This is a genomic window from Bacillota bacterium (assembly GCA_013178305.1).
Lineage (GTDB): Bacteria > Bacillota > Sulfobacillia > JABLXB01 > JABLXB01 > JABLXB01.
Genome location: JABLXB010000003.1, coordinates 241,950 through 267,492, shown reverse-complemented (window position 1 = coordinate 267,492; position 25,543 = coordinate 241,950). Strand labels below are relative to the sequence as shown.

At 65.7% G+C, this 25,543-nt stretch carries 23 protein-coding genes; 3 read left to right on the top strand and 20 right to left on the bottom strand.

The window, feature by feature from the left end:
- Positions 1–66: 66 nt before the first annotated feature.
- From HPY55_08945 to murJ, 9 genes are all read right to left on the bottom strand, one after another.
- A complete protein-coding gene (locus HPY55_08945; GenBank protein NPV70755.1) occupies positions 67–435 on the bottom strand; it encodes a response regulator in 369 nt (122 codons plus the stop codon).
- Positions 436–579: 144 nt separating this feature from the next.
- Positions 580–1,170: a YqeG family HAD IIIA-type phosphatase gene (locus HPY55_08940; protein ID NPV70754.1), complete on the bottom strand. Its 591-nt coding sequence runs from the start codon at positions 1,168–1,170 to the stop codon at positions 580–582.
- A 104-nt stretch (positions 1,171–1,274) separates the two neighbouring features.
- Positions 1,275–1,637, bottom strand: coding sequence for a sigma-70 family RNA polymerase sigma factor (locus HPY55_08935; GenBank protein ID NPV70753.1), 363 nt, complete (start codon positions 1,635–1,637; stop codon positions 1,275–1,277).
- On the bottom strand, positions 1,561–3,240 hold the full coding sequence (locus tag HPY55_08930; GenBank protein ID NPV70752.1) for a recombinase family protein: 1,680 nt from the start codon (positions 3,238–3,240) through the stop codon (positions 1,561–1,563). The genes HPY55_08935 and HPY55_08930 overlap by 77 nt, the downstream gene beginning before the upstream one ends.
- 288 nt (positions 3,241–3,528) lie before the next feature.
- The gene (locus tag HPY55_08925; protein ID NPV70751.1) at positions 3,529–3,957 is read right to left on the bottom strand and encodes a sigma-70 family RNA polymerase sigma factor; all 429 of its coding nucleotides are present in this window, start codon (positions 3,955–3,957) and stop codon (positions 3,529–3,531) included.
- Positions 3,958–4,084: 127 nt separating this feature from the next.
- The gene (locus HPY55_08920) at positions 4,085–5,137 is read right to left on the bottom strand and encodes a hypothetical protein (GenBank protein ID NPV70750.1); all 1,053 of its coding nucleotides are present in this window, start codon (positions 5,135–5,137) and stop codon (positions 4,085–4,087) included.
- On the bottom strand, positions 5,134–6,063 hold the full coding sequence (locus HPY55_08915; protein ID NPV70749.1) for an EamA family transporter: 930 nt from the start codon (positions 6,061–6,063) through the stop codon (positions 5,134–5,136). Before HPY55_08915 ends, HPY55_08920 begins: the two co-directional genes overlap by 4 nt.
- Positions 6,064–6,103: 40 nt before the next feature.
- Positions 6,104–7,756, bottom strand: a complete 1,653-nt coding sequence (locus tag HPY55_08910) for a penicillin-binding protein 2 (protein ID NPV70748.1) — start codon at positions 7,754–7,756, stop codon at positions 6,104–6,106.
- Between the two features lie 180 nt (positions 7,757–7,936).
- Positions 7,937–9,583, bottom strand: a complete 1,647-nt coding sequence (murJ, locus tag HPY55_08905) for a murein biosynthesis integral membrane protein MurJ (protein NPV70747.1) — start codon at positions 9,581–9,583, stop codon at positions 7,937–7,939.
- A gap of 305 nt (positions 9,584–9,888) precedes the next feature.
- Here murJ and HPY55_08900 point away from each other — a divergent pair, with 305 nt between their 5' ends.
- The 3 genes from HPY55_08900 to HPY55_08890 all read left to right on the top strand — a co-directional run bounded on the left by HPY55_08900 (position 9,889) and on the right by HPY55_08890 (position 12,710).
- Positions 9,889–10,989: a pyridoxal phosphate-dependent aminotransferase gene (locus tag HPY55_08900; protein ID NPV70746.1), complete on the top strand. Its 1,101-nt coding sequence runs from the start codon at positions 9,889–9,891 to the stop codon at positions 10,987–10,989.
- Positions 10,986–11,960 carry a biotin--[acetyl-CoA-carboxylase] ligase gene (locus tag HPY55_08895; GenBank protein ID NPV70745.1) on the top strand — a complete coding sequence of 325 codons (975 nt, stop codon included), beginning with the start codon at positions 10,986–10,988 and terminating at the stop codon, positions 11,958–11,960. The genes HPY55_08900 and HPY55_08895 overlap by 4 nt, the downstream gene beginning before the upstream one ends.
- A 162-nt stretch (positions 11,961–12,122) precedes the next feature.
- On the top strand, positions 12,123–12,710 hold the full coding sequence (locus tag HPY55_08890; GenBank protein NPV70744.1) for a biotin transporter BioY: 588 nt from the start codon (positions 12,123–12,125) through the stop codon (positions 12,708–12,710).
- Here the strand turns inward: HPY55_08890 and HPY55_08885 are convergent.
- The 11 genes from HPY55_08885 to HPY55_08835 all read right to left on the bottom strand — a co-directional run bounded on the left by HPY55_08885 (position 12,685) and on the right by HPY55_08835 (position 25,445).
- A complete protein-coding gene (locus HPY55_08885; protein ID NPV70743.1) occupies positions 12,685–13,395 on the bottom strand; it encodes a FadR family transcriptional regulator in 711 nt (236 codons plus the stop codon). The two genes, HPY55_08890 and HPY55_08885, sit on opposite strands and share 26 nt — an antisense overlap.
- Positions 13,396–13,498: 103 nt before the next feature.
- The gene (locus HPY55_08880) at positions 13,499–14,377 is read right to left on the bottom strand and encodes an FAD/NAD(P)-binding protein (protein ID NPV70742.1); all 879 of its coding nucleotides are present in this window, start codon (positions 14,375–14,377) and stop codon (positions 13,499–13,501) included.
- Positions 14,367–15,443, bottom strand: coding sequence for a 4Fe-4S dicluster domain-containing protein (locus HPY55_08875; GenBank protein ID NPV70741.1), 1,077 nt, complete (start codon positions 15,441–15,443; stop codon positions 14,367–14,369). The genes HPY55_08880 and HPY55_08875 overlap by 11 nt, the downstream gene beginning before the upstream one ends.
- A 15-nt stretch (positions 15,444–15,458) precedes the next feature.
- A complete protein-coding gene (locus tag HPY55_08870; protein ID NPV70740.1) occupies positions 15,459–16,442 on the bottom strand; it encodes a hypothetical protein in 984 nt (327 codons plus the stop codon).
- Positions 16,433–16,855, bottom strand: a complete 423-nt coding sequence (locus HPY55_08865) for a hydrogenase iron-sulfur subunit (GenBank protein NPV70739.1) — start codon at positions 16,853–16,855, stop codon at positions 16,433–16,435. Before HPY55_08865 ends, HPY55_08870 begins: the two co-directional genes overlap by 10 nt.
- Positions 16,837–18,822: a CoB--CoM heterodisulfide reductase iron-sulfur subunit A family protein gene (locus tag HPY55_08860; GenBank protein ID NPV70738.1), complete on the bottom strand. Its 1,986-nt coding sequence runs from the start codon at positions 18,820–18,822 to the stop codon at positions 16,837–16,839. The genes HPY55_08865 and HPY55_08860 overlap by 19 nt, the downstream gene beginning before the upstream one ends.
- Before the next feature lie 64 nt (positions 18,823–18,886).
- On the bottom strand, positions 18,887–20,119 hold the full coding sequence (locus tag HPY55_08855; GenBank protein ID NPV70737.1) for a (Fe-S)-binding protein: 1,233 nt from the start codon (positions 20,117–20,119) through the stop codon (positions 18,887–18,889).
- A gap of 88 nt (positions 20,120–20,207) precedes the next feature.
- A complete protein-coding gene (locus tag HPY55_08850; GenBank protein ID NPV70736.1) occupies positions 20,208–20,657 on the bottom strand; it encodes a glycine cleavage system protein H in 450 nt (149 codons plus the stop codon).
- A 107-nt stretch (positions 20,658–20,764) separates the two neighbouring features.
- Entirely contained in the window at positions 20,765–22,765 is a 2,001-nt protein-coding gene (locus HPY55_08845; protein NPV70735.1) for an LUD domain-containing protein, read from the bottom strand.
- 134 nt (positions 22,766–22,899) lie between these two features.
- A complete protein-coding gene (locus HPY55_08840) occupies positions 22,900–24,054 on the bottom strand; it encodes a (Fe-S)-binding protein (protein NPV70734.1) in 1,155 nt (384 codons plus the stop codon).
- Positions 24,051–25,445: an FAD-binding protein gene (locus HPY55_08835; protein NPV70733.1), complete on the bottom strand. Its 1,395-nt coding sequence runs from the start codon at positions 25,443–25,445 to the stop codon at positions 24,051–24,053. Before HPY55_08835 ends, HPY55_08840 begins: the two co-directional genes overlap by 4 nt.
- Positions 25,446–25,543: the final 98 nt, after the last annotated feature.

Here is a 25,543-nt window from a genome sequence, read left to right as displayed (position 1 = left end):
CCAGTTCGGCGACGCGGCGAAAGGCCGGGCGGCGCGCCCGCGCGCCGCGGCGGAGAGCCCTTCCGGTTACCGGAGGCGGACAGGCCCGGACAGGACCGCCCTGAAGAACTCCTCGAGGGGGAAAGGTTTGACGAGGTGGACGGTCGATCCGGCCTGTGCGGCTTGCCCGGCGAGGTGATCGTTTGCCGCGCTGGACGTGCTGATTATCCTGGCTGTGCAACCGGCCCTGCGCAGCGACCGAATGAGCCAGAGGCCGTCCAGGACCGGGTGGTCGACATCTACGACCACGACGCCGGCGCCCGTCGACATGACCTGGTAAATCGCGTCGACGTCGTCGAGGGCCACGTGGACAGCCTGTACGCCCTCGATCAACTCGCAGCAAGCCGCGAGCATCTCCCTCACCATGGGATTCGAGTCGGCCACAACGACCCTCATCGTGAAACCCCTCCGGCGCAGGACGTACGGCGAGATTTATGTCCTGTCTACCCGGATTATACAACATGAATCCTGTCACAATCTGTCAGTCGGCGTCCCCGGATTACATGAAATCTGTAAGGCGCGGTGCGGCACGCCGAGGGATCAGACCGTGGGGGGGTCCTCGGGGATCAGGCCGCGACGGCGAAGATAGCGAAGGATCATTCGCTCGAATCGCCGGACCAGCCTCGTGCCGGCGAATTCGCGAGTCCCGATGGGTTTCACGAGGACAGTGTAAAGGCCGAGCGCGTTCCCGCCCAGGACATCGGTGAGCACCTGGTCTCCCACGACGGCCGTATTCGACGGGTCCGTGCCGAGGAGGTTCATCGCGAGCCTGAACGGTCTGGGGCTGGGTTTGCCGGCCGGAACAACGAACGGCACACCCAGGGGTTTTGCAAACGCGGCTATCCCGTCCCTCCGTCGCGAGTTGGACACGATACAGCACCGCAGCCCGGCGGCCCGAACAGCGTCAAACCAGGTATGTAGGGCTTCGGTGGGTTCGTGCCGGTTCCACTCAACGAGGGTGTTGTCGACGTCTACTATCAGGCCTTCGATGCCGCACCGCTTCAGCGCGGCGAGGTCTATATCGCCAATCGACGGGCAGCACAGGTCGGGGCAGACCAGCCGCGCGAGCCGGCCCACCCCGCTTGATCCTTTGACGCCCTTCTTTCGGCCTGTTCCTTCGAGAGCGGGCATCCTCCGCTTCACCCCGTGCGTCCCGTCTTCGATTCCGCTTTCGGCGCCGTTTCCCCTGTCACTAGAAGCCTAACACCGCGGCGCCCCACCGGTCAAACGACGGCCTACTGGGCGCGGCGCTGGCCGGCATACATCTCGCGGCTCAGCTTGTTGACGGCCTTCTTCTCTATTCTCGAGACGTATGACCTCGAAATCCCCAGAAGGTGCGCTATCTCACGCTGGGTCTTCCTCATGCCCCCGTACAGGCCGTACCTGAGCTGCAATACCTTGCGCTCCTTGCTGTCGAGCGTGCCAATCTTCTCGAGCAGCCTGGCCTCCTCGAATTCCCTGTCGACCATTTCGGGGACGTGATCCGGGTCCGAGCCGAGTACATCTATCAACGTGATTTCGTTACCTTCCCTGTCCACTCCTATCGGGTCGTACAGCGACACCTCCGTCCGGGTCTTCCTCGTAGACCGCAGGTGCATCAGGATTTCGTTGTTCGGCGCAAACGGGGCGGGCAAATTGCGCCAGCGGCCCGCTGAGGACGAGGCGCGACGGCCTGGAACCGCGCGTCCTTGCGCGGCCCCCGTCGCGCGGTGGGGCGCGCCGTCCGTCACTCCACTCGACCCTGACTCCGGTGACGAGTTCCCTGACCACGGCCCTCCGGGAGTCCGGGTCCATCGCTTCGAGCACTGAAGGCCACGCGGCAGGGTCCGATCCGGCGCTCCCCCGGAGAGCCTCACCCATCGAGTACGCCTCGGCCTCGAGTGAGTGAAGCCTCGTCGTGGAGTCGCGAAGCCGGTCCCTTACGCCGGCGGCCTCGCTGTCGCACGCGCGGAGCGCCGCCACCGACTCGTCCGCCTGGAGAAGCCCCGCCGAGACGCAACGCAACAGGGATTCCCTCGCCGATTCGATCCTCCTCAGCATGAGTCCCAGTTCCTCGATGCTTGCGCGGAGGCTCTCGATGTCGGGCCTCGACAGGATTTCGTCCCATAACCCGCCCGCAGCGCCGAGGACGTTCACTACCAGCGTCCAGACCAGGGCCTCAACCTCACCGGCGCGCACCCTGCGCCCGCAGCCCCGGCCGCCGCTCTTCTTGCAGTCGTACCACCGCGACTGCACACCCCAGTCGGTGCTGGTATGGCCGGTCATGGGCCGCGCGCACGAACCGCACACCACGAGTCCCGACAGGATGTATGGCGCGCGAGGGGCGCCGGCCCACAGCCGCCTCGCCGACTCGAGCCTGGCCTGCGCAGCAGCGAATACCTCGTCCCCCACCAGGCGGGGCGCCGGGACCTCGATCCATTCCGCCTTCGCGCGGAGCTTCGACCTGGCCCTGTCTGCCGGGGCGAGGTATGGGTTGAGCGACACCCCCGAGCAGTCGTAGCGATTGGCGTAGAAGACCCCGGTGTACGCCCGGTTAGCCAGTATCCTTCTTATCACGGAACGGTGCCACCTGAGCCCGCCGCGTTTCCTCGGCACTCCGAGTGAATTGAGGCGGTCGGCGATCGCGCCGGGCCCCAGTCCATCGTTCAGCCAGGCGAATATCCTGGCCACCCAGACGGCCTCGACGGGGTCCGGTTCGAGCAGCCCTGTCACGCGGTCGTACCGGTAACCGTACGGCTCGAATCCCGACGGCATCTTGCCCGCGCGGGCGCGCTGGCGCCGCCCCATAGCGGTCCTCTCCCGTATCTTGGCCTTCTCGTACTGTGATATCGCTCCCTTCAGGGCATAGAACAGGTGTCCCTCGGGCGTGTCCTTCCATTCGAAGTTCACGAATTCGAGGCGGACCCCGGCCTTCTCGAGGTCTTCGGTAATGAGGAGCTGGTGCGCCAGGTCGCGCGAAAGCCGGTCGGGGTCCATGACCACGACCAGGTCGACCAGGCCGGATCTGGCTGCGTCCCGCAGCGAATCGAGGCCGGGTCTCGAAATGACGGCGCCGCTCACCCCTTCGTCGGCGTACCTGACCACGCTCGCCGCGCCCAGCGCCAGCGCGCGCGCCGCGCACGATTCGTACTGCGCCGCGAGGCTGTACCCGTGACGCGCCTGCTCGTCCGACGATACCCTCACGTAGACGGCCGCGTTCAACGGTTCTCACCGCGGGGGCCGGGCCGGTTGGACAGCGCCTTACTGAGAATCCAGCGGGCGACGATTTTCTTCGCACGCCTCAGCGACTCCAGCGCCTGGGGGGGGGAAGTGGATGGCTCCAGATCCACCTTAACCCCATCCCCCGGCCCGGGGCGGCGGAGTCGCTGCTTTCCAGGATCTGACCTCTTCACGGGCGACAAGACAAATCACCCCTCTCGGGGTGATTTATATTCGCACGCAGTCACGTCCTTACTACCGCCTGCGAGCCGGCTCCTCTACGCAGCGCGTCTACAGAGAAGGGTTGTCGATGAGTTCCCCTCGATTGGAACGCATCGATTGGAACGAATAACCGCGACCCTTTGGACCCGCGATCTCGTTCTCGATGCACCGCGCGGCATAAGTTGCCAGGCGGGTTCCTTTCCCCTGCTTGAAGGTGTTAATAGCCTTTATCAGCCCGACGGTGCCGATCGAGATGAGGTCTTCGGGGTCCTCAACGCAGTTGTCGAACTTCTTCACGATGTGTGCCACGAGGCGAAGGTTCCTTTCGATCAGGGTGTTTCGCGCGTTGAGGTCGCCGCCCTCGAGGAGATCGAGATAATGGGCTTCCTCCTTCTCGGAAAGGGGTTGAGGGAATGTGTTGGAGGCGTTAACGTAGGACACCAGGTACTTCAGCGAGTTCAGCAGAGCAGGCCCCATGGCAACGAGGAGCCCGAGCATAGCCCCACCTCCACGGTCTCTGTGACGGATGCAGATTCAATTATATGAATGGGGGGCCGGATTGGTGCGCGTCCCCGCCCGCAGAACTGCCGGTCATTGGGAGTCAGGCGCCCGGCCTGGCGCGCCATTACGTCAGAAGCCTCCCACCCTCCATCACCGCCACGCCGTCGAACACCAGGGTCGCTTCCGGTATCACGAAATCCTGGTGAAAGTCCGCCACGTTCACGCCGCCCATGTGTGAGTTGTCACCTATACCAATGTGCACCGTGCCCCTGATCTTCTCGGCTTCGAGGACCACGTCGGCCCTGCGCGCGTTGGGGTTGGTGCCGATGCCTAGTTCAGCGATGTTCCTGCGCGCCACGGCGATCGCCGGCGGGTTGGGGTCGTCGAGAGCCCATGTCTCCGCAAGGCCGCGCCCAACCTCCCCGCCACCACCCAGCGCCGACACAATGCCGGCCGTTACCAGGATCGTCATGGGCTCCTCAAGACGGGGGTACCAGTCCGGCAGCACAACGATCCGTCCCTCCGCCGACCCCTCCAAAGGCGCTATGTACGCCTCTCCGGCGGGCAAGTTGCCCGAGGCGCCCTTTTCGGTGTAGATGCCGTCGTCGGGTAGCCCGCGCCGGCCCCTGAGGTCGAGCCGCAGGCGCGTGCCCGCCGGTGACGATATCTCGGCAAAGCCCGCGAGCGTTGCCTTATCCGCCATGTCCCTCGCTTCGGCGGCCACGGCGCCGTAGTCTACGGCCATCGGCCCGCCAGGGTAAAACATCTCCGCCGAGAACCGCGGCATGCTGGCCACGCGCGCCCCCGCCAGGCAGGCATTCTCCCTCGCCCCGGTGTGCGTCAGCGAGTATGACGTGATCGCTATCACCACGTCGGACTCTCTCATGGCGCAGGCGACATCGTGGGGCGGCTCGGTGCCGGACCTCCCAGTCGCGGGGAATGGGATGAACCTGAATACGCAACCGTCGAACTCAACGGCGGCTATCTCCGCGACCAGCCTCCCGAGGATACACCTTTCCGACATCTCCGCGAGCTCGGCGGGGGGACTCGAGCTCCATTGCGCGGCTACCGGATAGTCGGAGACGACCAGCACTTTTTCGCCCGGGCGCAACCCCATGTTAGTCTGGAGCATCCCGACCACACCGGGCCTGATCACGTTCACATCGATAACGCTCATAAGGATACCCCCGTTTCCGCAGGGTGGTCACCGCTGTGTCCGTACGGATCACCGGCCCTCATCTGTATGAGCGCCACTCCACCGAGGACCATCAGCGCCCCTCCAACCTGCGCTGGTGAGAGTATTTCGCCGAGCACGAACCTGCCGAGGACCAGAGCGACGACCACCTCCACCGTCGAGATGACGCTAGCCCTGCCCGCCCCCGTGTACTCGAGTCCGACGTGGTAAAGGCAGTACGAGGCGACCGTCGGCCCGAGCGCGAGGTACACAAGTGCGGCCCAAACCGGAGCGGGGAGTGATCCCCCGAGCACGCTCCAGGGGGATCTCCACAGCCCCAGGAATGCCGCGCCGAAACCCAGGGAGTACACCAGAACGGTCCGGTAATCGTAGCGCTCGATTCCCCTCTTCCCGAACACCCCGAACAGGCCGTACGTGAGGCCGGAGCCCAGGCCCGCAAGAATTCCAGCGGGGTTCGCCGCCCCTCGCAGGACGCTCAGGCCCCCAACGCAGAGGAACGTCCCGGCGACGGCCAGGATTAGCCCTGAGACCTCCACAGGACCGAACCGCTCCTTGAACAGGACCACGGAAACAACCACGGCGAAGAATGGCGCCGTGTAAAGGAGGACGACGGCGGTAGACGCGGTGGTGAGGTGTATCGCGGTCAGGTAGAAGAAGTTGTAGAGACCGACGCTGACGACGCCGAACCCGGCGAAAAGCAGCAGATCCGCGGCCCGGACCCGGAATAGGTCGCGGCGGAACAGGGCGACATAGGCGAGCATCGAGAGGAACGCGACGGACAGCCTGCAGGAAGCTACCAGCATCGGGTCGAGCCCGTGGGAAAACAGGCTCTTCCCGGCGACACCTATGGTCCCCCATATCGTGGCGCCGGCGGCCACGAAAAAGGCCCCGCTGGTACGCCCGCCCACCGTGGCCGGCCTCCGTTCCGCTGCCAGAGTCTGCCAGAATCTAGCCGAGCAGCTCTTCCATTATACAGCGGAAAACCGGAGCCGCGACAGTGCCGCCGTAGCCGCCCTCCTCGACCAGGACACAGCAGACGTATCGCGGCGACGCGGCGGGCGCATACCCAACGAACCAGGCATGCAGCACGTTCCTGGATCCCGTACTCCTCCCGGTCTCCGCGGAACCGGTCTTCCCGGCGGAGCCGTTGCCCTCAACCCACGCGGCCGTAGCGTTCCCGGACCTCGTGGCCTGGAAGAGCGCCCGGCGAAGCCAGGCCGCGGTCGAGGGGGAGATCGCCTGCACGGGCGCTGGCCTCCGGAACACCTTGACGGCCAGCCCGGAGGGACGGCACACCTCTTTTACCAGTGAGACGGGGGTGAGCCTGCCGCCGTTGACGACCGCCGTCATCGCCTGCGCAACCTGAAGTGGGGTCGCCATCACCTTCCACTGTCCGATCGACAGGTTTGCCAGATCCCCCGGGTAAATGGAACGCGGATCCGGGACATTGCCCCCGCTTTCGCCGAGGATACCGGAGGGCGTTGGCCTGCCGAAGCCGAGCAGGCCTGCGTATTTCACGAGCGATTCGGCGCCAACCCTCTGGCCCACCTCGATGAACGCCACGTTACACGACTGCGCCACCGCGGTTCTGAAGTCGATCAGGCCGTGGCCGCCCTTCTCGCGGCTGGCGCAATCGAACGTCGTCGAGCCGATTTCGACTTCTCCGCGGCAGGCAAACCGCTCGGCCAGGCCCACGTGGCCGCCCTCGATCGCCGCGGCCGCGGTCACGACCTTGAATACGGACCCCGGGGTGTACGCCGCGACCGCCCGGTTCAGTAGCTGGCCACGCGGGTCGCCAATGTAGGCTGCGACCCGCGACTGGTCGTAGTTGGGCCTGCTGGCCATTCCGAGTATCTCGCCGGTGCGCGCGTCCAGCACCACCGCGGCGGCCCCCTTGAACCCTCCCGCCCCGGCCCAGGCGGAGTCGAGCGCCCGCTCCACAGCCGCCTGCACGCGCCAGTCGATCGTCAGGACCACGTCGAGCCTTCCGTCCACGGGAGGGGAGCCGGCCACCCGGTAACCCAGTCCCGGGATTGCGCGGCCCGTTGCGTCAACGCACACGGCCAGCGATCCGGGGTAGTCCCCCCTCAATTCCCTGTCGAAGGCTTTCTCGATCCCTGCCTGGCCATCTCCGCCAGCTCCAACATACCCCACCACGTGGCGCGCGATGGAGACCGGCGTATACCTGCGACTCTCCTCTGTCAGCGTAAGCCCTTCCTGGCCCAGCGCCCTCAAAGCGGAGACCTGGCCGGCGGTGAGGCTCTCCGCCACCTTCGCCGGCGCCTCACCGTCCAGGAGGCTGCGGACAGGAGAGTAACCGGTCTTGAGTATGGATGATACGGCCGCGGCTACTGCGTCCTTCCGGCTTATGATCGAGGGAAAGGCGACGAGAGACGTGAAACGGAAGTCCGTTAGCGGCACCCTGTTCCGGTCGTAGATCTGCCCCCTCGCCGTCTCCAGCGGGTACCCCGCGGCCCGCTGCTTCACGGCCGCCAGGGAGAGCCATTTCGACTGGGCGACCTGTATGCAGAACAACCTGAGGAAGAGAGCCAGGAAGAGTACCGCAGTCAAAGCGGCTATGGAACGCGCCCTGCGCTTCACGTAAAGACCCCCGCCCGCTCGTGGCTCCGGCGTTCGTGGAGGGGCGCCGGAGGACCTGACGGCGGGGGTAGTCTTCCACGCGGGAAGCCAGCCTATGCCAGCGGGCAGGATGGCGGGCGGTGAGTCAGCCAGCGAAGCGGGTGGTGAAGTGGGCCGTTGAGCGGCCCGACTCCGGCCGGATCAGTGGGCGGCGCTTCTCGGCGCGACCGTGGCGACCTTCCGGGCAACGGTGCGGAAAACCCTCACGGCATCGCGAGCCTCCTTAACCCCCGTGACGAGGGTAGCGACGAAATACGCCACGGCGCCCGCGCCCACTGCCGAGAGCATCGCGATTGCCCGGCCAACCCCGATCGCCCGCGCGGCCGCCAGCGCAGCGAAAGATACGCCGGCCATCACGCCACACGGGATCACGAGGCGGAGCACAAACGATGAGAGGGCCGTCACGCCAGGCGAGACGTGGTGGCGGCGGCGGAGAAGAGCCACGTTAACCGCGAATACGACGGCGGATGACAACGACGTCGCCAGGGCGATTCCGGCATGGCCGAGCGGACCGCTGAGCAGCACCGCCGTCACACCGAAGAGGGGCACCCCCGCGAGCGTTATCGCTGACGGCGTCAGGGTATCTTGCATGGCGTGAAACGCCCTGCCGAAGACCGGTTCAACCGACTTGAACAGCATGCTTGCGGAGTAGCACAGTACCGCCAGGGCGGTTGCCTCCGTCGCCTCGGGGCCGAACGCCCCCTTCTCGAACAGCGCCTGCACCACCGGGTATCTGAGCGCGGAGAGGCCGACCACCGCGGGGAGCGTCACGTACACCAGGATCCTGGTCCCGCGCTGGACCGATGAGTTGACTGATTCGAGGTCACCGCGACTGGCTGCCTCGGCCATCACCGGGAAGACAACAGTGGAAACGGCGATTGCGAACAGCCCGGTGGGAAGCATGATGAGCTTGCTCGCGAACGTCAGGGCGGCAATGCTACCGGCGCTTAGCCCGGACGCGAGGTACTTCTCGATTACGCCGGACACCTGGGAAAGTGCGGCTACGGCGGTTACGGGGGCGGCCAGGACCAGGACGCGCCGGACGTTGGGGTCCCTGAGCCCCAGCGAGGTGGAGTAATGACCCCAGCGCCCTCGCAGGAAAGGCGCAAGCAACACTGCCTGGAGCGCGTATCCGGTGACCGTTCCGAGCGCGACCGCGCCTATCCCCCACCTGCCGGCGCCGAACACGATCGCCGCGATGGTGGCGGCGTTGACGAGCACCGCGCCTGCGGCGGGCGGAGCGAAACACCTGAAGGAATGGAGCACCGTCGACCCCACGGCGTGCAGGGTAAGGAACACCATGCATGGCATCGTGATCTTGAGAAGCAGCGCTGTGGTTGCCGTCGTCGCCTCGTCGAACCCCGGCGCCACGAGCCGCGCGAGGTCGCCCGCCCACACGAGCCCCGCCACCATCAGCGCGCCGGAAACCACCACCGCCAGGTTGAGCACGGCGGAGACCAGGCGCCAGGCGGCCCTGTTTTCGCCCCTGACGCGAAGCTCGGTGAACACAGGAAGCAGCGACGTGTTAACGGCGCTGACTATCACGGCGACGAGCAGGGGTGGCAACCAGGTGGCTACAAGGTACGCGTCTGACTCGGAGCCCGCCCCGAATGCGATCCCGAGGGAACGGTCCCTCAGGAATCCCGCAAGTTTGGCCAGCCCCGCGACGCCCGCGATGACGGCGCTGGCTCCAGCGACGGCCCCTTCACCACGCGTGGCGGTCTTATACCCCGCATTCTCGCCTATGGTCTCGAGCGGGCCGTTACCGGAACCATCGAGGCGGGCCACACAGCATCCCCTCCGTAAGATCCTCGCCACCGCGTGAACGCCGCGGCCCGGACCGGGCCCCCGGCCTTTGTGCATTCGGCACACCGGAGTCAAGCACCTTCCCATACTACAGGCCGCATTTTCGCGCGCCAGCCATCATAGACACAAAGCGGCCCGCCGCCTTATACTGAACGTGTGCGACGCTTCCGTATATCCCCAGACGAGCTGATTTGGAGGGATCATGCGTGACCGGTAACCGGCTTTCAGCCAGGGCAGGGCGAGTTCCGCAATCGGAGATCCGCCGTATTTTCAACCTCGCCGTGACCATGAAAGACGTCATCCATCTCGAGATCGGAGAACCGGACTTCTTCACCCCCGTGCACGTACTCGACGCAGCCGACGTGGCAGCCAGACAGGGCTGGACGAAGTACGCCCCGAGCCTGGGTGACCCCGAGCTCCGGGCGGCTGTGGCGGAAAAGGTTGAGAGGGAGAACGGCATCAAGGCCGACCCGAAAACCGAGGTCATCATCACGTGCGGAGGTATGAGCGCTATAGCCTCGGCCGTGATGGCGCTCGTGGACGACGGGGACGAGGTCATGTTACCGGACCCGGGCTGGGCCAATTATCTGGGCCACGTCCTGATGGCGGGTGGTAACCCCGTCTACGTCCCGCTCAAGGAAGAGAAAGGCTTCGCGCTCGACCCCGAAACGGTCAGGGCCAAGATTACCCCGAAGACGAAACTGATCATCGTCAACAGCCCATCCAACCCGACGGGCGGGATTACGCCTCCCGATAGTCTCGCCGAGGTGACGAGGATCTGCGCGGGGGCCGGGGTTTACGTCATCTCGGATGAGGTCTACGAGAAGCTCGTGTTCGAGGGCAGGCATTACAGCCCCGCATCGGACCCGGCCGTGCGCGATTGGGTCATCACGGTGAATTCGTTCTCGAAGACATACTCGATGACGGGCTGGCGTGTCGGGTACGCTGTCGCCGCTCAGCCGGTGATCGCCGGAATGATGCGCCTTCAGGAGCAGATGATCGCCTGCCCGAGCTCGGTTTCTCAGCGCGCGGGGCTGGCGGCGCTCCGTGGGCCGCAGCAGTGCGTTACCGAAATGCGCGAGCAGTACAGGAGACGGCGCGACATCGTCGTCGAGGGTTTCAACAGGATACCCGGATTCTCGTGCCAGAAGCCGCCTGCCACGTTCTACGCCTTTCCGAGCATCAAGTCGTTCGGCATCCCGTCGATGGAATTCGCGATGACGCTCCTCGAAAAGACCGGCGTGGCCACCGTGCCCGGCAGGGCGTTCGGGCCGAGCGGCGAAGGCTACTTGAGAATTTCGTTCGCGACCTCGGAGAAGAGCATTGAGGAAGGCCTGCGGCGGATCGAGAAGGCCGTCTCATCCGGAGCACTGGAGTCCAAACGTTGAAACACAAGATCCTCGAAGCCCTCGAAGGGGCTTCCGGCAAGTTCGTGTCAGGTGAGCGACTGAGCGATGGGCTGGGCATATCCCGGACTGCGGTGTGGAAACACATATCGGCGCTCCGCCGCGAGGGTTATGCGATCGTCGGGCAGCCAAGGTCCGGATACGCCCTCATAGCCGCTCCGGACAAGCTCCTCCCCGCCGCCGTGAAGGCGGGGCTCGACACGAAGGTAATCGGGACGAAGGTCCGCTACCTTACCAGCGCGGCGTCAACGAACGACTGCGCGAAGGAAATGGCGAGGCAGGGCGCCCCCGAGGGGACCGTGGTCGTCGCCGAGGAACAGACCGGCGGCCGCGGCAGGATGGGCAGGCCGTGGGCCTCGCCACCCGGGGGTGGCCTCTGGTTCTCGGTGATCCTCCGGCCGGCTCTCACTCCGCCCCAGGCGCCCAGGCTCACGCTTGTGGCGGCGGTGGCGGTGGCCCGCGCAATAAGGCATACAACAGGACTTGAAGCCGGGATCAAGTGGCCGAACGACATAATCGTTGGCGGTCGAAAGGTCTGCGGGATACTGACCGAGATGGTCGCCGAGATCGACCGCGTGGAATTCGTGGTCCTCGGCATAGGCCTCAACGTCAACCTCGGCAGGAAAGGGCTACCTCAGGACCTGAGGGATTGTGCCACGTCGCTCGACATCGAACTCGGCAGGCGACTCGACAGGGCGGCCGTCTTCCGCTCCATCCTGCGGGAGTTCGAGTCGTGGTACATGAGGTACCTGCAGGACGGCCCCGTACCGGCCCTGTCGGAGTGGAGGCAACTCTCGATTACGCTGGGCGAGCGCGTGAGGGTCGTGGGCCAGGGGGAGTCATTCGAAGGGACCGCCACCGGAATCGACGAGGACGGCGCACTCATCGTGAAACCTGACGGGGGTCCGGAGAGAAGGGTTCTCTCGGGAGATGTCTCCCTCCGGAGTGCGTAGACAAATGCGCGAGGCAGGGGCGCCCTTGCGAGCGCCTTTTTTCATGGTCAGTTTTCTCATGGCTGTATTGTTAACCTGTGCTCACCACATAGTTGACATTCCACGCCCGCAGTGGCTATAATTGCCTTAGGTAAGCCATCAGGGGATCAGGGGGGTCAGCCTGTGGTGGTCTCAGGCCCTAGCGTAACGACATCCGCCGCGCGAGGCGCCGGCGGAATTGCACGGAGCATCACCGTGCCCGCGATGTTCGCGGCGATGATGTGCGCCAGCGCCGCAATCTCCATCCCGCTTCCCGGCAGCGCCGTCCCCATCACGTTCCAGGTGTTCGTGACGCTCCTTGCCGGCGCGGTCGCGGGACCGAGGGCCGGGACCATGGCGGTGATCGTCTACATACTGCTGGGCTCCGCGGGCCTCCCGGTGTTCTCGATGATGAGGGGAGGGTTCTCCGTCCTTCTGGGGCCCACCGGCGGATACCTCGCCGCGTTCCCGCTCGCCACGGCGGTGGTTGGTCTCCTGGCGGGTCCGTCGAAGAGGGCGGGGGTCGCCAGGACCCTCGTTTCGATGATAGCGGGCCTGGCGGTGATTTACTTCGTAGGGACCTTGAGGCTCGCCTGGATCACGGGAAAGCCCGCCGGCGCGGCGGCGAGTGTCGCCGTCGTTCCATTCATCCCCCTGGACACGGCAAAAGCTGTGGCAGCAGCAGTCCTGGCGCCCAGGCTACGCGCTATCGCTCCCCTTCGAGCTCCCTGAGCTTCTGCTCCACGAATTCGAGGTGTTCGCGCATCGCCTGCCGCGCCGCCGCCGGCTCCCGCCCCCTGACGGAGTCGGATATGCGCGAGTGCTGCTGCATCAGGATCTGCGGCATGCCATCGAGGCTGTACAACCTGAGCCGGCTCGACCGGAGTCCCTGCGCGAAAAGGTCCGATATGGTGGCCATCACGCGGACCAGGACGCTGTTCTGAGCGGCTTCCGCCAGCGCGTAGTGAAACCTGTAATCGCTGACGTCCCCGAGTTCGCCCCGGTCGACCTCGGTTTTCATCTCCAAAAGGCAGTCGTCGATCTTCTGGATGTCTTCCGGGGTTGCCCTGGCCGCCGCCAGGCCCGCTGCCTCGACCTCCAGGATTTTCCGCACCTCGAGCAGTGCGAAGCCGCTGTCGCGCTCTCTCACCACCAGCAACGCGAGCGGCTCGGCGATCGAATCAGCGGTCTCCTCGCGGATGAACGTCCCTTCTCCAGGCCTGCTCTCGATGATGCCCAGGCTCTCCAGGACGCTGAACGCCTCGCGGACCGACGCGCGGCTCACGCGGAGCTTGTCGGCGAGTTCGCGCTCCGAGATAAGGCGGTCGCCCGGCCGGAGTGTGCCGTTTGCGATGAGTTCCCTTATTTGCCCGACGATTTCTTCGTATACTTTCCGCGTTTTCACCGGTTTGAACATCCCACGACCCCCAGCGCGGGACGGCCCTCGTTTGAGGCCGCCGCTCTTCTTAATATAGGTTAAGGTGGTGGGGCATGTAAACCGGGGGTTGCCTTCGACGCACTCAGTATTCGGACGGCAGCGTTTTCATTTCAGCGAGCGTGAACACCGGACCGTCCACGCAAACGTACTTCGAGCCGGTATTACACCTGCCGCACTTCCCCACACCACACTGCATCTTGAGTTCCAGTGTGGTGAACACGTTCTCCGGTTTGAACCCGATCCGCTCCAGCGTGGCGAGCATTACCCTGATCATCACCGGTGGCCCGCACGTTACCGCCACGCACCCGTCTGGAGACGGGGCGAGCGACTCCGTGAACTGGGGGACGAACCCGACGGGGCCCGGCCACGTTTCATCTCCGCTGTCGACCGTGACGTCGACCTGGACCCCTTTCACCCCCGGCCATTTCTCGAACAGCTCGTCCTTGAAACACAGGTCGCCCGGCGACCGCGCCCCGTAAACGATGCGGATCGGCCCGTAGTCGTCGCGCCGGTCCAGGCAGTAGTTGATGACCGATCTGAGCGGCGCCATGCCTATGCCGCCCCCCGCGAACAGCAGGCTCATGCCCTTCCAGGAATCCACGGGGAAGCCGTTGCCGTACGGACCTCTCACGCCGACCGGGGAACCCGGTTCGAGCTCGTGGAACGCGGACGTTACCCGCCCGGCGTTCTTGATTGCGAACTCCAGCCTCTCGACGGTCGCTCCAGGGCGGCCCGGTCCGGAGACGAGCGGCGGGGACGACGAAACGGAGATCATGCACTCGCCCACGCCGAATACCGACAGCATCGCGCACTGCCCGGGCCGGTGCGGCCCCGCCCACGCGGCGCCTGACGTCCTCGAGCGAGGCACCTCCACGACAATCCTCTTGACGTCACCTGAGGTGGTTTCGTTGCGTACGTCAATTACAGTGCCGAGCGCCGGCTGTAGAATCTCAACGGTCATTGCCGGGCCCACCTCCCGCGGCGATCTCCTCGACGACACACGCGACGTGCAGCCCCACCGGGCATTTCTCGACGCAGCGTCCGCAGCCCACACACAGTATCTCACCGAATCGTTCGGCATGGTACACCAGCTTGTGCATGTATCTCTGCCTCACGCGCTCGAGCGTGGTCGGCCTGGGGTTGTGCCCCCCGGCCATTGCCGAGAAATCCTCGAACATGCACGAGTCCCAGCACCTTGACCTGGTTACCCGGTCTCCGCGCAACTTGTCGACCACCGCGAAGCAGTGGCACGTGGGGCACAGGTAAGTGCACAGGCCACAGCCAAGGCAGCGAAGGGATGCTTCCTCCCAGTATGCGAGCCCGAAGTCGGCCGCCATTCTACGCGAGGCAGCAGCCACTTGCCCAGGCGCGGGACGTAGTCGCCGGCCGTCGCCGGGCGAGCCGGACCGCCAGTCTTGCCCGCCATTCATGGGCTCGCGACACGGAGTGGGCCCCCTTCCCCCGGGAGCGTCCTTGAACAGGCCGCCGGCCATCGTAATCACCCGGTCGCCGCGGGGAGTGAGGCTCTCAGCATATAGCACGTCGCCGCCGGGATAGAGCATCAGGTCGGACCCCCGGGGGGAATCGGGCGCCAGCCCGAACGACCTGCAGAAACAGTACGGGCCCTCGTCCCGGCACGCGACCGTCACTATCGTGACGGAGTCCCGACGGCGCGCGTACGATTCGTCTTTGAACTGTCCCTCCAACATCACCCGGCCCAGCATGTCGGCAGCCGCCGCGTCACACGGCTTCGCCCCGAACAGTACGACCGGCGCGGGCGACGCCGGCTCGCCGGCTTCCACCGCCCGCCCCTTTACGGAAATCCTGAGGAACCTGTCCGTGTGCGGCAGGAGTAGTTCCTTGGGGGGGACTATCGTTTTCGGGAAATCCCACGCGACGCGGGAGGGGTCCGCCACTTCCGCCAGTACCGCCACGCCGTCCTCGTAGGCCGGCGCCACAATGCTCCCGAGCCCCGAAAGCCGGGGAAGTAGCGCAGGCAAGTCTTCTATGCGTATGCAGTGCGTCATCACGAGCCCCTCCCTTCACATGAATTCCTCGGGGTCATCCTGAGAGAAACGGCCGAGGGGCTCGGTCTCCCCGGGGACCCCGGGCCTCTCGACGCCGAACAGGTGCTTGATGTCCCTCATTGCTTTCCGGTTCAATAGCGCAAGTGGGATGCCCACGGGGCAGACCCTCTCGCACTCGCCGCAGTCCACGCAGCGGCCCGCGACGTGGAATGCGCGGGCGAACTGGAACATCGCCTGTTCCGGCACGTCCCGCTCCCTCGTCAACCACGGCCCCTTGGACGGCTCGAGCGAGCATTCCCTGCAGTGGCAGGCGGGGCACACGTTCCGGCAGGCGTAACACCTGATGCACCTCCGCATCTGTCTCGCCCAGAACGCGTACCGGCTGTCCGCCGTGGACGCCTCGAATTCGTCCACCTTCGAAAGGTCCCTTTTCCCGAAAGTCGCGGGGTCCGCGGGTATCCCGAGGACGATATCGCAGTCCGCCGGCTCGAACGATTCGCAGCCAGTACATTTCGGCAACAGTACGCCACACTGGGCGTCCGGCGACTGGACGCCGTTGCACCGGACCCCGATGGCGTATACGGCATCGCGGGATACCCTCCTGTCCATGATCAGGCGCCTCAGCCCGAGCGCGTCGCAACCCTTGAGCACTACCGCGACCTTCGTCACGGCGGCGCCCGCTCTGTCGCCGGCGGCGCTGCCCGCGGGCGCGGCGGCGCGCCGGCTGGCCGCCGTTCGCCGGGCCCCGGGTATCCAGTCGAGTACGTACTTGACGAGCGACAACGCGCACCTCGAGTCAAATACGAGGTCCTGCGCCTGGGCGGGGCTACGAGCGAAGTACGGTACCGGCCTCGACGGGTCCCAGCCATTCGCGTACCCGATGACCACCGAGACGCAGCCCGACGCAAGGAGCTCCGCCGCCTGCCCGCGGAGATCGTTCACCAGGCCGCTCCACGCGGACCCGGGCTGTGCCGTCCGGCGTTCGCTGTTCACGTCCATGGCTCTTCCCTCATCCTGCGGTTCGGGCCCAGCGCCTGGACCTTCTCCGTCAATTCGCGTATGGTTTCCTGGAACTTCGGCCCCTCCGAGCCCGATATCCACCTGACCGTGAATCGCGCGGAATCGATCCCCATGTATTCCAGGAGCCTCGTGGCTATCAGGAAACGCCTCCTGGCGAACATGTTGCCTGTCGTGTAGTGGCAGTCCCCCGGATGGCACCCCGCCACCAGCACGCCGTCCGCGCCTCGCTGGAACGCCCTGAGCACGAACTGCGGATTGACCCGCCCGGAGCAGGGGACCCTGACGATCCTGACGGACGCGGGGTAATCAAGCCGGCTGGTGCCGGCCAGGTCGGCACCGGCGTAGCTGCACCAGTTGCAGCAAAACGCCACTATCAACGGCTTCCAAGGCATAGCGCGTCCACCTCCGCCAGCACCTGCTCAGTCGTGCATCCCTTGAGGCTCATCGCCCCGTCTCTGCACGCGCCGCTGCACGCCCCGCAGCCCTGGCACAGGGCAGGGTTGACCTGCGCGACGCGCCTTTCAACTGGAATACCGTGCAGTCGCTCGGTTATGGTCCTGGGGCTCACCGCCCCGTAGGGGCAAACCGGCTCGCACCACATGCAGCCGGTGCACAGCGCTTCATCCACCTCGGCCACAGCGGGCTCGCCCTCGATAGTGTCTTTGGAGAACAGGGCGCACACCTTGGCGGCGGCCGCGCTCGCCTGCGCCACGCTCTCGGGGATGTCCTTCGGACCCTGGCACGCGCCCGCGAGGAACACCCCCGCGGTATTCGTGTCCACCGGCCGGAGCTTCGGGTGGGCCTCCATGAAGAAGCCGTCGGACCCGATCCCGACGTGGAACATCCTGGCGAGCGGGACGGCGTCTGGTTGGGGCGTCAGGCCGGAGCCCAGCACGACGATGTCAGCCGGGACATCCACCAGCCGCCCGAGCAGCGTGTCCTCAGCCCTCACGTGAAGGCGCCCGTTCTCTTCGACGACCTCGGCCGCGCGCCCTCGAACGAAGTTCACGCCCTCGCCCTGGATTCTCTCGTAGAATTCCTCGTAGCCCTTCCCGGAGGCGCGGATGTCGATGTAGAACTCGAATACCTCAGCGCCGGTCTTGTCCCTCACGAGGTGGGCCTGTTTCATCGAATACATGCAGCACACCCGCGAGCAGTACTTGTTGGCGTTGTCGTCCCTCGATCCGATGCAGTGCAGGAACGCGACGGATTCCGGGGTCTTCCCCTCGCTCGTTACGATGTGTCCCTGCGTCGGACCTGAGGCGTTCACGAGTCGCTCGAACTGAAGGCCGTCGACCACGTCGGGATAACGCCCGTAGCCGAACGGCGTAAGGCGGGAGGCGTCGAACAGCTCGTAACCCGTCGCCAGCACCACGGCGCCCGCGGCTATCTCGATCTCACGCGGGGACTGCGCGAGGTCGATGGCTCCCCTCGAACACGCAGTCTCACACCTCCTCGTGCACTTCCCCCGCGTCAGGTACAGGCAGTGAACGGGGTCTATGACGGCCTTGAGCGGCACGGCCTGAGGGAACGGTATGTACGCCGCGCCGCGCTTCGAAAGGCCTCTCTCGAATTCGTCGGGTATCCTGCCCTCCAGTACGCACGCCTTGGCGCACTCGCCGCAACCGGTGCACGATTCCTCGTTAACGTAGCGCGGCCTACGCCTCACCTTGATCGCGAAATTGCCGACGTAGCCGCTCACGTCGACGACTTCGGAGTACGCGAGCATCTCGATGTTGGGGTGGCGCGCCACGTCGACCATCCTTGGGGTGAGGATACACGCCGAGCAATCGAGCGTCGGAAACGTCTTGTCGAGCTGCGCCATGTGCCCGCCTATGCTGGGCGCCCGCTCAACGAGGTACACCTTGTGCCCCGCGTTAGCAATGTCGAGCGCAGCCTGTATCCCGGCGATCCCGCCGCCCACGACGACGGCGGTGTGGTTGACCGGCACCGACGGGGTGTCGAGCGGCCTGTGCAGGGCCACGCGAGCGACGGCGGCACGTACCAGGTCCTTCGCCTTTCCGGTCGCCTCGGCGGTGTCCTTCGTGACCCACGAGACCTGCTCGCGGATGTTCGCTACCTGCAGGTAGTAAGGGTTCAGCCCGGCCGACCTGACGGTCTCCCTGAACGTGGGCTCGTGCATCCTGGGGGAGCACGCCGCGACAACCACCCTGTCGAGTTTGAGGTTTCTGATGTCTTCCCTGATCATCTCCTGCCCCGGGTCGGAACAGGTGTAGGTGTAGTCTCTCGATACCACGACCCCCGGGAGCGCGGCAGCCGCCGCCGCGACGTCCTTGACGTCCACCGTGCCCGCGATGTTGCTGCCACAGTGGCACACGTAAACGCCTATTCTCCGCAACCCATACACCCCCGGAAACTCGGCCCGCCGGTCACGCGGCTGCCATGCCCCCGCGTCCCACGACTCACTCGCCGGTCACAGACTTCAACAAGACCTCGCTCACGTCCATGACCCTGATCTTGACTTTGTCCCTCCGCGCCGCGCCCTGCAGCGTGCGCTTGCATTGCTGGCAGGACGAGGCAAGTACGGCGGCCCCGGTCGAAGCCGCCTGCGCCAGCCTCGATCTTGCGATCTCCCCGCTCAGAGCGGGGTCGTTCATCTCAAGGTTCCCGCCGCCCCCGCAGCACTTCGAGTCGGGGCCGTGAAACCTCATCTCCTTCAGTTCCAGCCCCGGCACCGCCCTGAGCAGGGCCCGCGGGGCGTCGAATATTCCCGACTTCCTGCCCAGGTCACAAGGGTCGTGATACGTCACGACCATCTCTTGCGGGTTCAGGTTGAGCCTCCCGCCGTCTACGACCTCCGCCAGGAGCTCGGACGCGTGGACAACCTCGAAACCCAGCGTCGAGCCGTATATCGCATTGTAGGTGTGCTTCCAGGTGTGGTAGCACGACGGGCACGACGTAACCAGCCTCGACGCGCCGGAGCGCCTCACCACGTCCACGTTGTGGCGGACGAGGTCCTCGATACGGTTCGGGGAATCCGGCGCGTCCCCTTCCGTGGCGCCCGCCCCGATCAGCGGGAAGCCGCAGCACCACTCGTCCCCGCCCATGACCGCGAACTTCAGTCCCGCGCGCGACAGCAGACCAGCCACGCTCCTCGGTATGCCGTACACCGCGGGGAAAAGCGAGGCCACACAGCCGACGAAGTAGACCGCATCGAGCGTCACGCCCGCCCCGGCGGCCTCATCCGCGAGAGGGGGTTTCATGTCAAGGTCGTCAACCCATAGATTCCTGTTATCGTTAGGGTCACCGGTGATGTTCTTGTCCGACGACACCACGGATGCAAGCCGCCCCATGCCCTCGGGCAGGCCGACCCGCCGCCCGAATTCCCTTCTGAGGGCAAGTACGCCGTCGGCAATCTTCACTCCACGGGGGCACCTGGCCTGGCACGATGCGCAGGTCAGGCACTGCCACACCGAGTTGGCGGAGAACAGGTCCCGCCACAGGCCCAGCGCGGCCATTCGCACCATCCGCCTCGGCGGGTGCTCCATGACCACGGCCGATGGGCAGGTGGCGGTGCAGGTGCCGCACTGTATGCAGCCCTTGAACTCGCCGGCTACAGGCCGGCCCGCCTGGTCCGCCAGGCCGCCGAGGAAACGCGAATCCAGTTCCGCTGCCGTTATAAGGCCCGGGCCCAACGTCCACACCCCCAACCCCCGCGCCGGCCGGGACGCCGTGCGGAGTCGCACCGCAGCGCCGCACCCGCCGGCCCGCGGGCGGCCGCACCTAGCCGCGCTTCTCCGCCTTCTCCTTCTCGATACGGGTCATCTCCGACCTTATGAACTCCTCGAGGGCCGGACCGGCCTTGAGCAGGTTGGCGGTTTCCGCCTGCGCCGTGGCTGGATCGACCTTCAGCCTGACGATCCAGCCCTCGCCGTACGGGTCCGCGTTGACCGGCGAGGCGTCATCCTCGAGCGAGGTGTTGGCCTCCAGAACCTCCCCCGTGAAGGGCGCATACACCCTGCCCACCCACTTCCCCGACTCCAGGGACAGGAGCGGCTTTTCCTGCTCTACCTTGCGCCCCTTGCGCGGTAGCTCGACGTAGACGATCTCCCCCGCGAGCTTCTGGGCGAAGTCGGTCACACCGCAGGTGATAACGCCCTCCTCGACCCGCGCCCACGCGTGATGCCTGTCGTAGAGCAGATCGTCCGGAAAAACGTAACCGTTGAGTTCCAAGCGTATCCCTCCCAATACCTCACATCAGGCGGCGGGCGGCAGCGCCGGCGGGCGACCGCACCGCCACCCCGGCAAATGCAGCGCGCACCGTGTCCGGGCGGGCGCCTCTACTCGGCCGCCGCCTGCGCCTTACCGTCCAGCAGGAGCGAGATGTACTCCGTTATGTTGTAGACCTCCACCTTATTCCTGGAGGTCAGGGCATTCCTCAGGTTGTGCAGGCAAGCAAAGCACTCCGTCAGCACCACGTCCGCCCCCGTATCCTCGAACTCCTGCACGCGGGTGCGGGCCATGGAGATCGAGAGCCGCGGGAACACGCCGCGCACCACGGACCCGGCGCCGCAACAGCGGCCGTACTCCTTCGAACGGAGCGGCTCCACGGTATTATCGGCCACCATCCTTACGAGATCTCGCGGCGCCTGGTACACGCCTTGCGACCTGCCGAGATGGCAGGGGTCGTGGTATGCGATCTTCGCGCCGGTCTTCACCGGTAGGCCCTTGCCCGCGAGGAATTCAGCGAGGAATTCCGTCACGTGGACGATCTCGACGCCTTCGTAGCCCGGGGACTCCTTGAGGAACCTCATACACCGCGGGCAGATGGCGATCACGCGTTTCGCGCCTGCGGCGCGCACAGCGTCGAGGTTGTGCCGCGCGAACTCCGCGTTCGCCTGGTACCCGATGTCCTCGTACACGCCGCCGCAGCACCGCTCGTCGATCGTCGTGAAATCCACCCCGAGCCTCTCTAGGAGTCTCAGGGTCGCCTCCGCGCTCTCGCGTTCCCTGAACGACCCCACGCAACCGACGAACACAACGTTCTCCGCGGAAGACTTCTCGTGTCCCCAGGGCTTGCGCGTCTCGCCGTACGGGTTGCCGTTCCTATCGATCTCCGCCTTCGCCTGCGCGTACGGTTCGAACTCGAGCGCGGAACACCCAGCGTCCTTCCTCAGGCGCTTGACCAGTTTGGGCGCGTCAATCTGCGCGGGGCAGGTCGCTTTGCAGCTCTCGCAGGTGGTGCACAGGGGCAATCCTTCCGCGACGGCCGTGTCCAGCCCTGCGTGAAACGCAGTGAACGCGATGCCCCTGCCGCCGAGGTACTTGTAGCCGTACCGCTCGCCGATCGCCCCGTACACCGGGCAGAAGTTCAGGCAGCTGCCGCAGTTGGTGCAGTACAGCGCCTCCTCGTAGCCCTGCCTGATCGCCTCCGACCTCCCGTTGTCGAGCAGCACCACGTGCACCTCTTTCGGCCCGTGCATCCCGAGCGCCACCTTGTATTCGATGTCGCCGGTGCGCGACGGTCCCGATATGCACGAGACGTAAGTGCCCAGGTCCTGCCCCAGGCCGTACACGGACGCGGCCTGTACCACGGTGAGGGCATCCTGAGGAGTGGGCACGATCTTCTCGATACCCGCGATGACGATGTGGGTGTGCGGCAGGTTTGTGACGGCGCGGACGTTGCCCTCGTTTTCGATGAGGAATATGGTCCCGGAATCCGCCGCGATGGCGTTCGCCCCCGATATCCCGTATTGCGCGTCGAGCATGTAGTGCAGGAGGCCCTTCCGGGCGGCCGCGATGCACGCATCGAGAGTGGGATCCACAACCTGCCCGGTCTCCTCGCTGAAGATCTGAGCTATCCGCTCGAGGGGGATGTGCAGCGCCGGAACGAGCGAATGGCTGGGATGGCTGCCGGCAAGTTGCACTATCCTGTCGCCGAGGTCGGTTTCGATCACCTGAATCCCCGCGGCCTCGAGTGCGTCGACGAGGCCGATCTCTTTGCCCGCGTTGGTCTTACTCTTTACCACGGGCCCCTTCCTGATGACGCCGAGTATGTAGTCCCTGGCCTCGGCGCCCGTTCTTGCGTAGAATACCTTGCAGTTGACGGCCTGCATCGCCGCGACGGCCCTCTTCACCAGGGCATCGAGGTTAGTGATCGAATACGCCTTTATTTCCCTGAGGCGCCGCGACAGGGCGGGATAATCCCGTACCTTCGCTATGTGCTTGGGGCAGATGACCTGCAGGGCGACGTTCCGCCCGCGCTGGGAGTCGCGGTCGGCCAGCCCGTCCCTGATCTTCTCGTTCAGCGCCTCGTGCGCAGTCACCCTCTGCTCGCTCATACGGCAGGCCCCTTTCTGATGAGTGTTCTCGACAGTGAGGCTTCCGGGCAGACCGGCCGGGCTGGTTGCCGGTCATCGCGGGTCCCCCGCGGCAAGACCGCCGCGACGGCTCCTACGCGGACCGCGCCGCGCATCTACCCCGAAACCGCCCTCGCAAGGATCTCGGAGACGTCCAGGACTCTGAGCTTCGCCTTGTCTTTCCTCGCCGACCCCTGGATAGTCCTCTTGCACTGCTGGCACGACGTTGCGACCACGGAGGCCCCGGTCGAGAGGACCTCCTGCACCTTCTTCTTCGCCAGCGCCTGCACCATATCCGGGAAATTCATCTCCATGTTCCCGCCGCCGCCGCAGCACACCGTGGCATCGCGCGTCGCCTTCATCTCGACGAGATCGATCCCCGGAATGCTCTTCAGCAGATTCCGCGGCGGGTCGTACACCCCGCTCTTCCTGCCGAGATCGCATGGGTCGTGGTACGTGACCGTCATCTCGACCGCAGCCGGTTTCAGCCGGCCCGACTCCACGAGCTCCAGCAACGCCTCGGATGAGTGCAATACCTTGAACCCGAGGTCCTCGCCCAGGAGCTCGGGGTAGCCGGTTTTCCACGTATGGTAGCACGACGGGCACGCCGCCACCAGGGCCTTGACGCCCGTCTCCCGCACCGCCGCGACATTGCGCCTGGCAAGTTGCCTCGCCCGCCCGGGCATTCCCCCCACGAGGAGCGGGAACCCGCAGCACCACTCGTCACCCTGCGCGGTGGCGAACCTGACACCGCCCGAGTCGAGAAGCGAGGCAACAGCGCGCGGGATATCGTACACCTGCGGGAAAAGCGCGGCCACGCATCCCACGAAATACAGGGCCTCCGCGCCTTGCGCCTGGGCCGCCACGCGCTCAGCCCAGGACTCACCTTCAGTCCACAGCCGGCGGCTCTCGTTGGCTTCCCCCGTGATGTTCTTGAATTCATCGATCGACTTCGCGAGCGTCTCCATCGCCCCGGGGGCGAACCCGCCCTGCGCGAATTCCTCCCTCGCGGCCTTCATGATGGTGTCCACATCCACGCCGCTCGGGCATGCCGTGACACACTGCCTGCACAGGAGGCACATGTATATCTTTGAAACCAGGTTGGGGGTGATGGGGAGTTCCCGCCTCAGCACCGCCTTGACCAGGCGGACCCTGCCGCGCGCGAGGTTCGATTCGACTCCCGTCTCCTTGTATATGGGGCACGCCGCCCTGCAGAGCCCGCACTTCATGCAGCGCACCATTTTTTCTTCGACAGCGGACAGCGCGCTCAACCGGCAACACCCCCAAAATCCCCCAGGTCCATCTTCCCGGGGTTAAGAATGTTACGCGGATCCATCGCCTTCTTTATCCGCCGCATGACCCCCACACCCTCGGGGCCCAGTTCCCACGCGAGGAACTTCGCCTTGGTGACCCCGATGCCGTGCTCCCCGCTCAGGGTCCCCCCGAGTTCGAGCGCCGCCTTGAAAAGGTCGTCGACTGCCATCTCGACGCGATGGATCTCGGCGGCATTGCGCTCGTCGGTGAGGAACGTGGGGTGGAGGTTGCCGTCGCCCGCGTGGCCGAACGTCCCGATCCCCAGGTCGTACTCCGCGGCGATCCGCCTTATGATCTCGATGATGTCGGGTATCCTGCTGCGCGGTACCGTAGCGTCCTCCAGGATCGTCGTGGGCATGACACGGGTGAGCGCGGCGAGCGCAGCGCGCCGGCCGGCCCACACGGCCGCCTTCTCGGCGTCGTCACGGGCGAAATCGACGCGCCTCGCCCCGCAGTCCTTCATGATCTTGCTCGCCGCAGCGGCTTCCCTCTCGGCGGCCTCTCGGTAGCCGTCGCACTCGCACAGCAGCACGGCCTCGGCATCCCTCGGCAGGCCGCACGGCTTGAAGTCCTCGACGGCGTTGACGGTTACCCTGTCGAGGTATTCCAGCGTGGCGGGCACCACGCCCGCCTCGATTATCTTCGATACAGCCCTGGCCGCGTTCATCGTTTCGTCGAATACCCCAAGCATGGCACGGCCGAATTCGGGCGCCGGTATAAGCCTGAGGGTCGCCCGGGTGACCACCCCGAGCGTCCCCTCGGAGCCGACCATGAGCCGCGTGAGGTCGAACCCCGTGACACACTTCACGGTCTTGCTTCCGGTCCTGAATACCTCGCCGGTCGGAGCCACAACCTCGAGTCCCATCACATAGTGCTGCGTGACCCCGTACTTCAGCCCGCGCAGCCCGCCCGCGTTCTCGGCGATATTGCCGCCGATGGTCGACGCGCTGTTCGAACCCGGGTCCGGCGGATAGAGTAGCTTGTCCACAGCGACCTGGTTCTGCAGGTCCAGCGTGATTACGCCGGGTTCCACCACGGCGTACAGGTCCTGGCTATTTACCTCCAGCACCGAGTTCATGCGGGTGAGGTCCATCACTATGCCGCCCGAGATGGCGACGCTGCCGCCGCTCAGGCCAGTTCCGGCGCCCCTGGGCACGACCGGCTTCATCGTGTCGTTGGCCAATCTCATTATCTCGATCACTTCGGAGGTCGTGCGGGGTCTAACTATGAATTCCGGGAGATGCTCGACGTGGGTCGAATCGTACGAGTAGCACAGGCGGTCCTCCATGTCGCTGAGGACGTTCGCGTCTCCGGCTATCCTCCGGAGCTCCTGTCCCAGTTCACACATCAGTCAATCTCACCCCCGCGTGATGAGGTCCGCGTCACCCGGTCCGCGTGTGTCTTGGGGCGGCACGGTGACCGCCCGCAGCCCAGCGGCGGATCACC

Excerpts from the sequence above, each read along its gene's own strand:
- HPY55_08945 (NPV70755.1), bottom strand. The coding sequence starts at position 435 with ATGAGGGTCGTTGTGGCCGACTCGAATCCCATGGTGAGGGAGATGCTC.
- HPY55_08940 (NPV70754.1), bottom strand. The coding sequence starts at position 1,170 with ATGCCCGCTCTCGAAGGAACAGGCCGAAAGAAGGGCGTCAAAGGATCA.
- HPY55_08935 (NPV70753.1), bottom strand. The coding sequence starts at position 1,637 with ATGCACCTGCGGTCTACGAGGAAGACCCGGACGGAGGTGTCGCTGTAC.
- HPY55_08925 (NPV70751.1), bottom strand. The coding sequence starts at position 3,957 with ATGCTCGGGCTCCTCGTTGCCATGGGGCCTGCTCTGCTGAACTCGCTG.
- HPY55_08920 (NPV70750.1), bottom strand. The coding sequence starts at position 5,137 with ATGAGCGTTATCGATGTGAACGTGATCAGGCCCGGTGTGGTCGGGATG.
- HPY55_08900 (NPV70746.1), top strand. The coding sequence starts at position 9,889 with ATGAAAGACGTCATCCATCTCGAGATCGGAGAACCGGACTTCTTCACC.
- HPY55_08885 (NPV70743.1), bottom strand. The coding sequence starts at position 13,395 with ATGTTCAAACCGGTGAAAACGCGGAAAGTATACGAAGAAATCGTCGGG.
- HPY55_08880 (NPV70742.1), bottom strand. The coding sequence starts at position 14,377 with ATGACCGTTGAGATTCTACAGCCGGCGCTCGGCACTGTAATTGACGTA.
- HPY55_08875 (NPV70741.1), bottom strand. The coding sequence starts at position 15,443 with ATGACGCACTGCATACGCATAGAAGACTTGCCTGCGCTACTTCCCCGG.
- HPY55_08870 (NPV70740.1), bottom strand. The coding sequence starts at position 16,442 with ATGGACGTGAACAGCGAACGCCGGACGGCACAGCCCGGGTCCGCGTGG.
- HPY55_08865 (NPV70739.1), bottom strand. The coding sequence starts at position 16,855 with ATGCCTTGGAAGCCGTTGATAGTGGCGTTTTGCTGCAACTGGTGCAGC.
- HPY55_08845 (NPV70735.1), bottom strand. The coding sequence starts at position 22,765 with ATGAGCGAGCAGAGGGTGACTGCGCACGAGGCGCTGAACGAGAAGATC.
- HPY55_08835 (NPV70733.1), bottom strand. The coding sequence starts at position 25,445 with ATGTGTGAACTGGGACAGGAGCTCCGGAGGATAGCCGGAGACGCGAAC.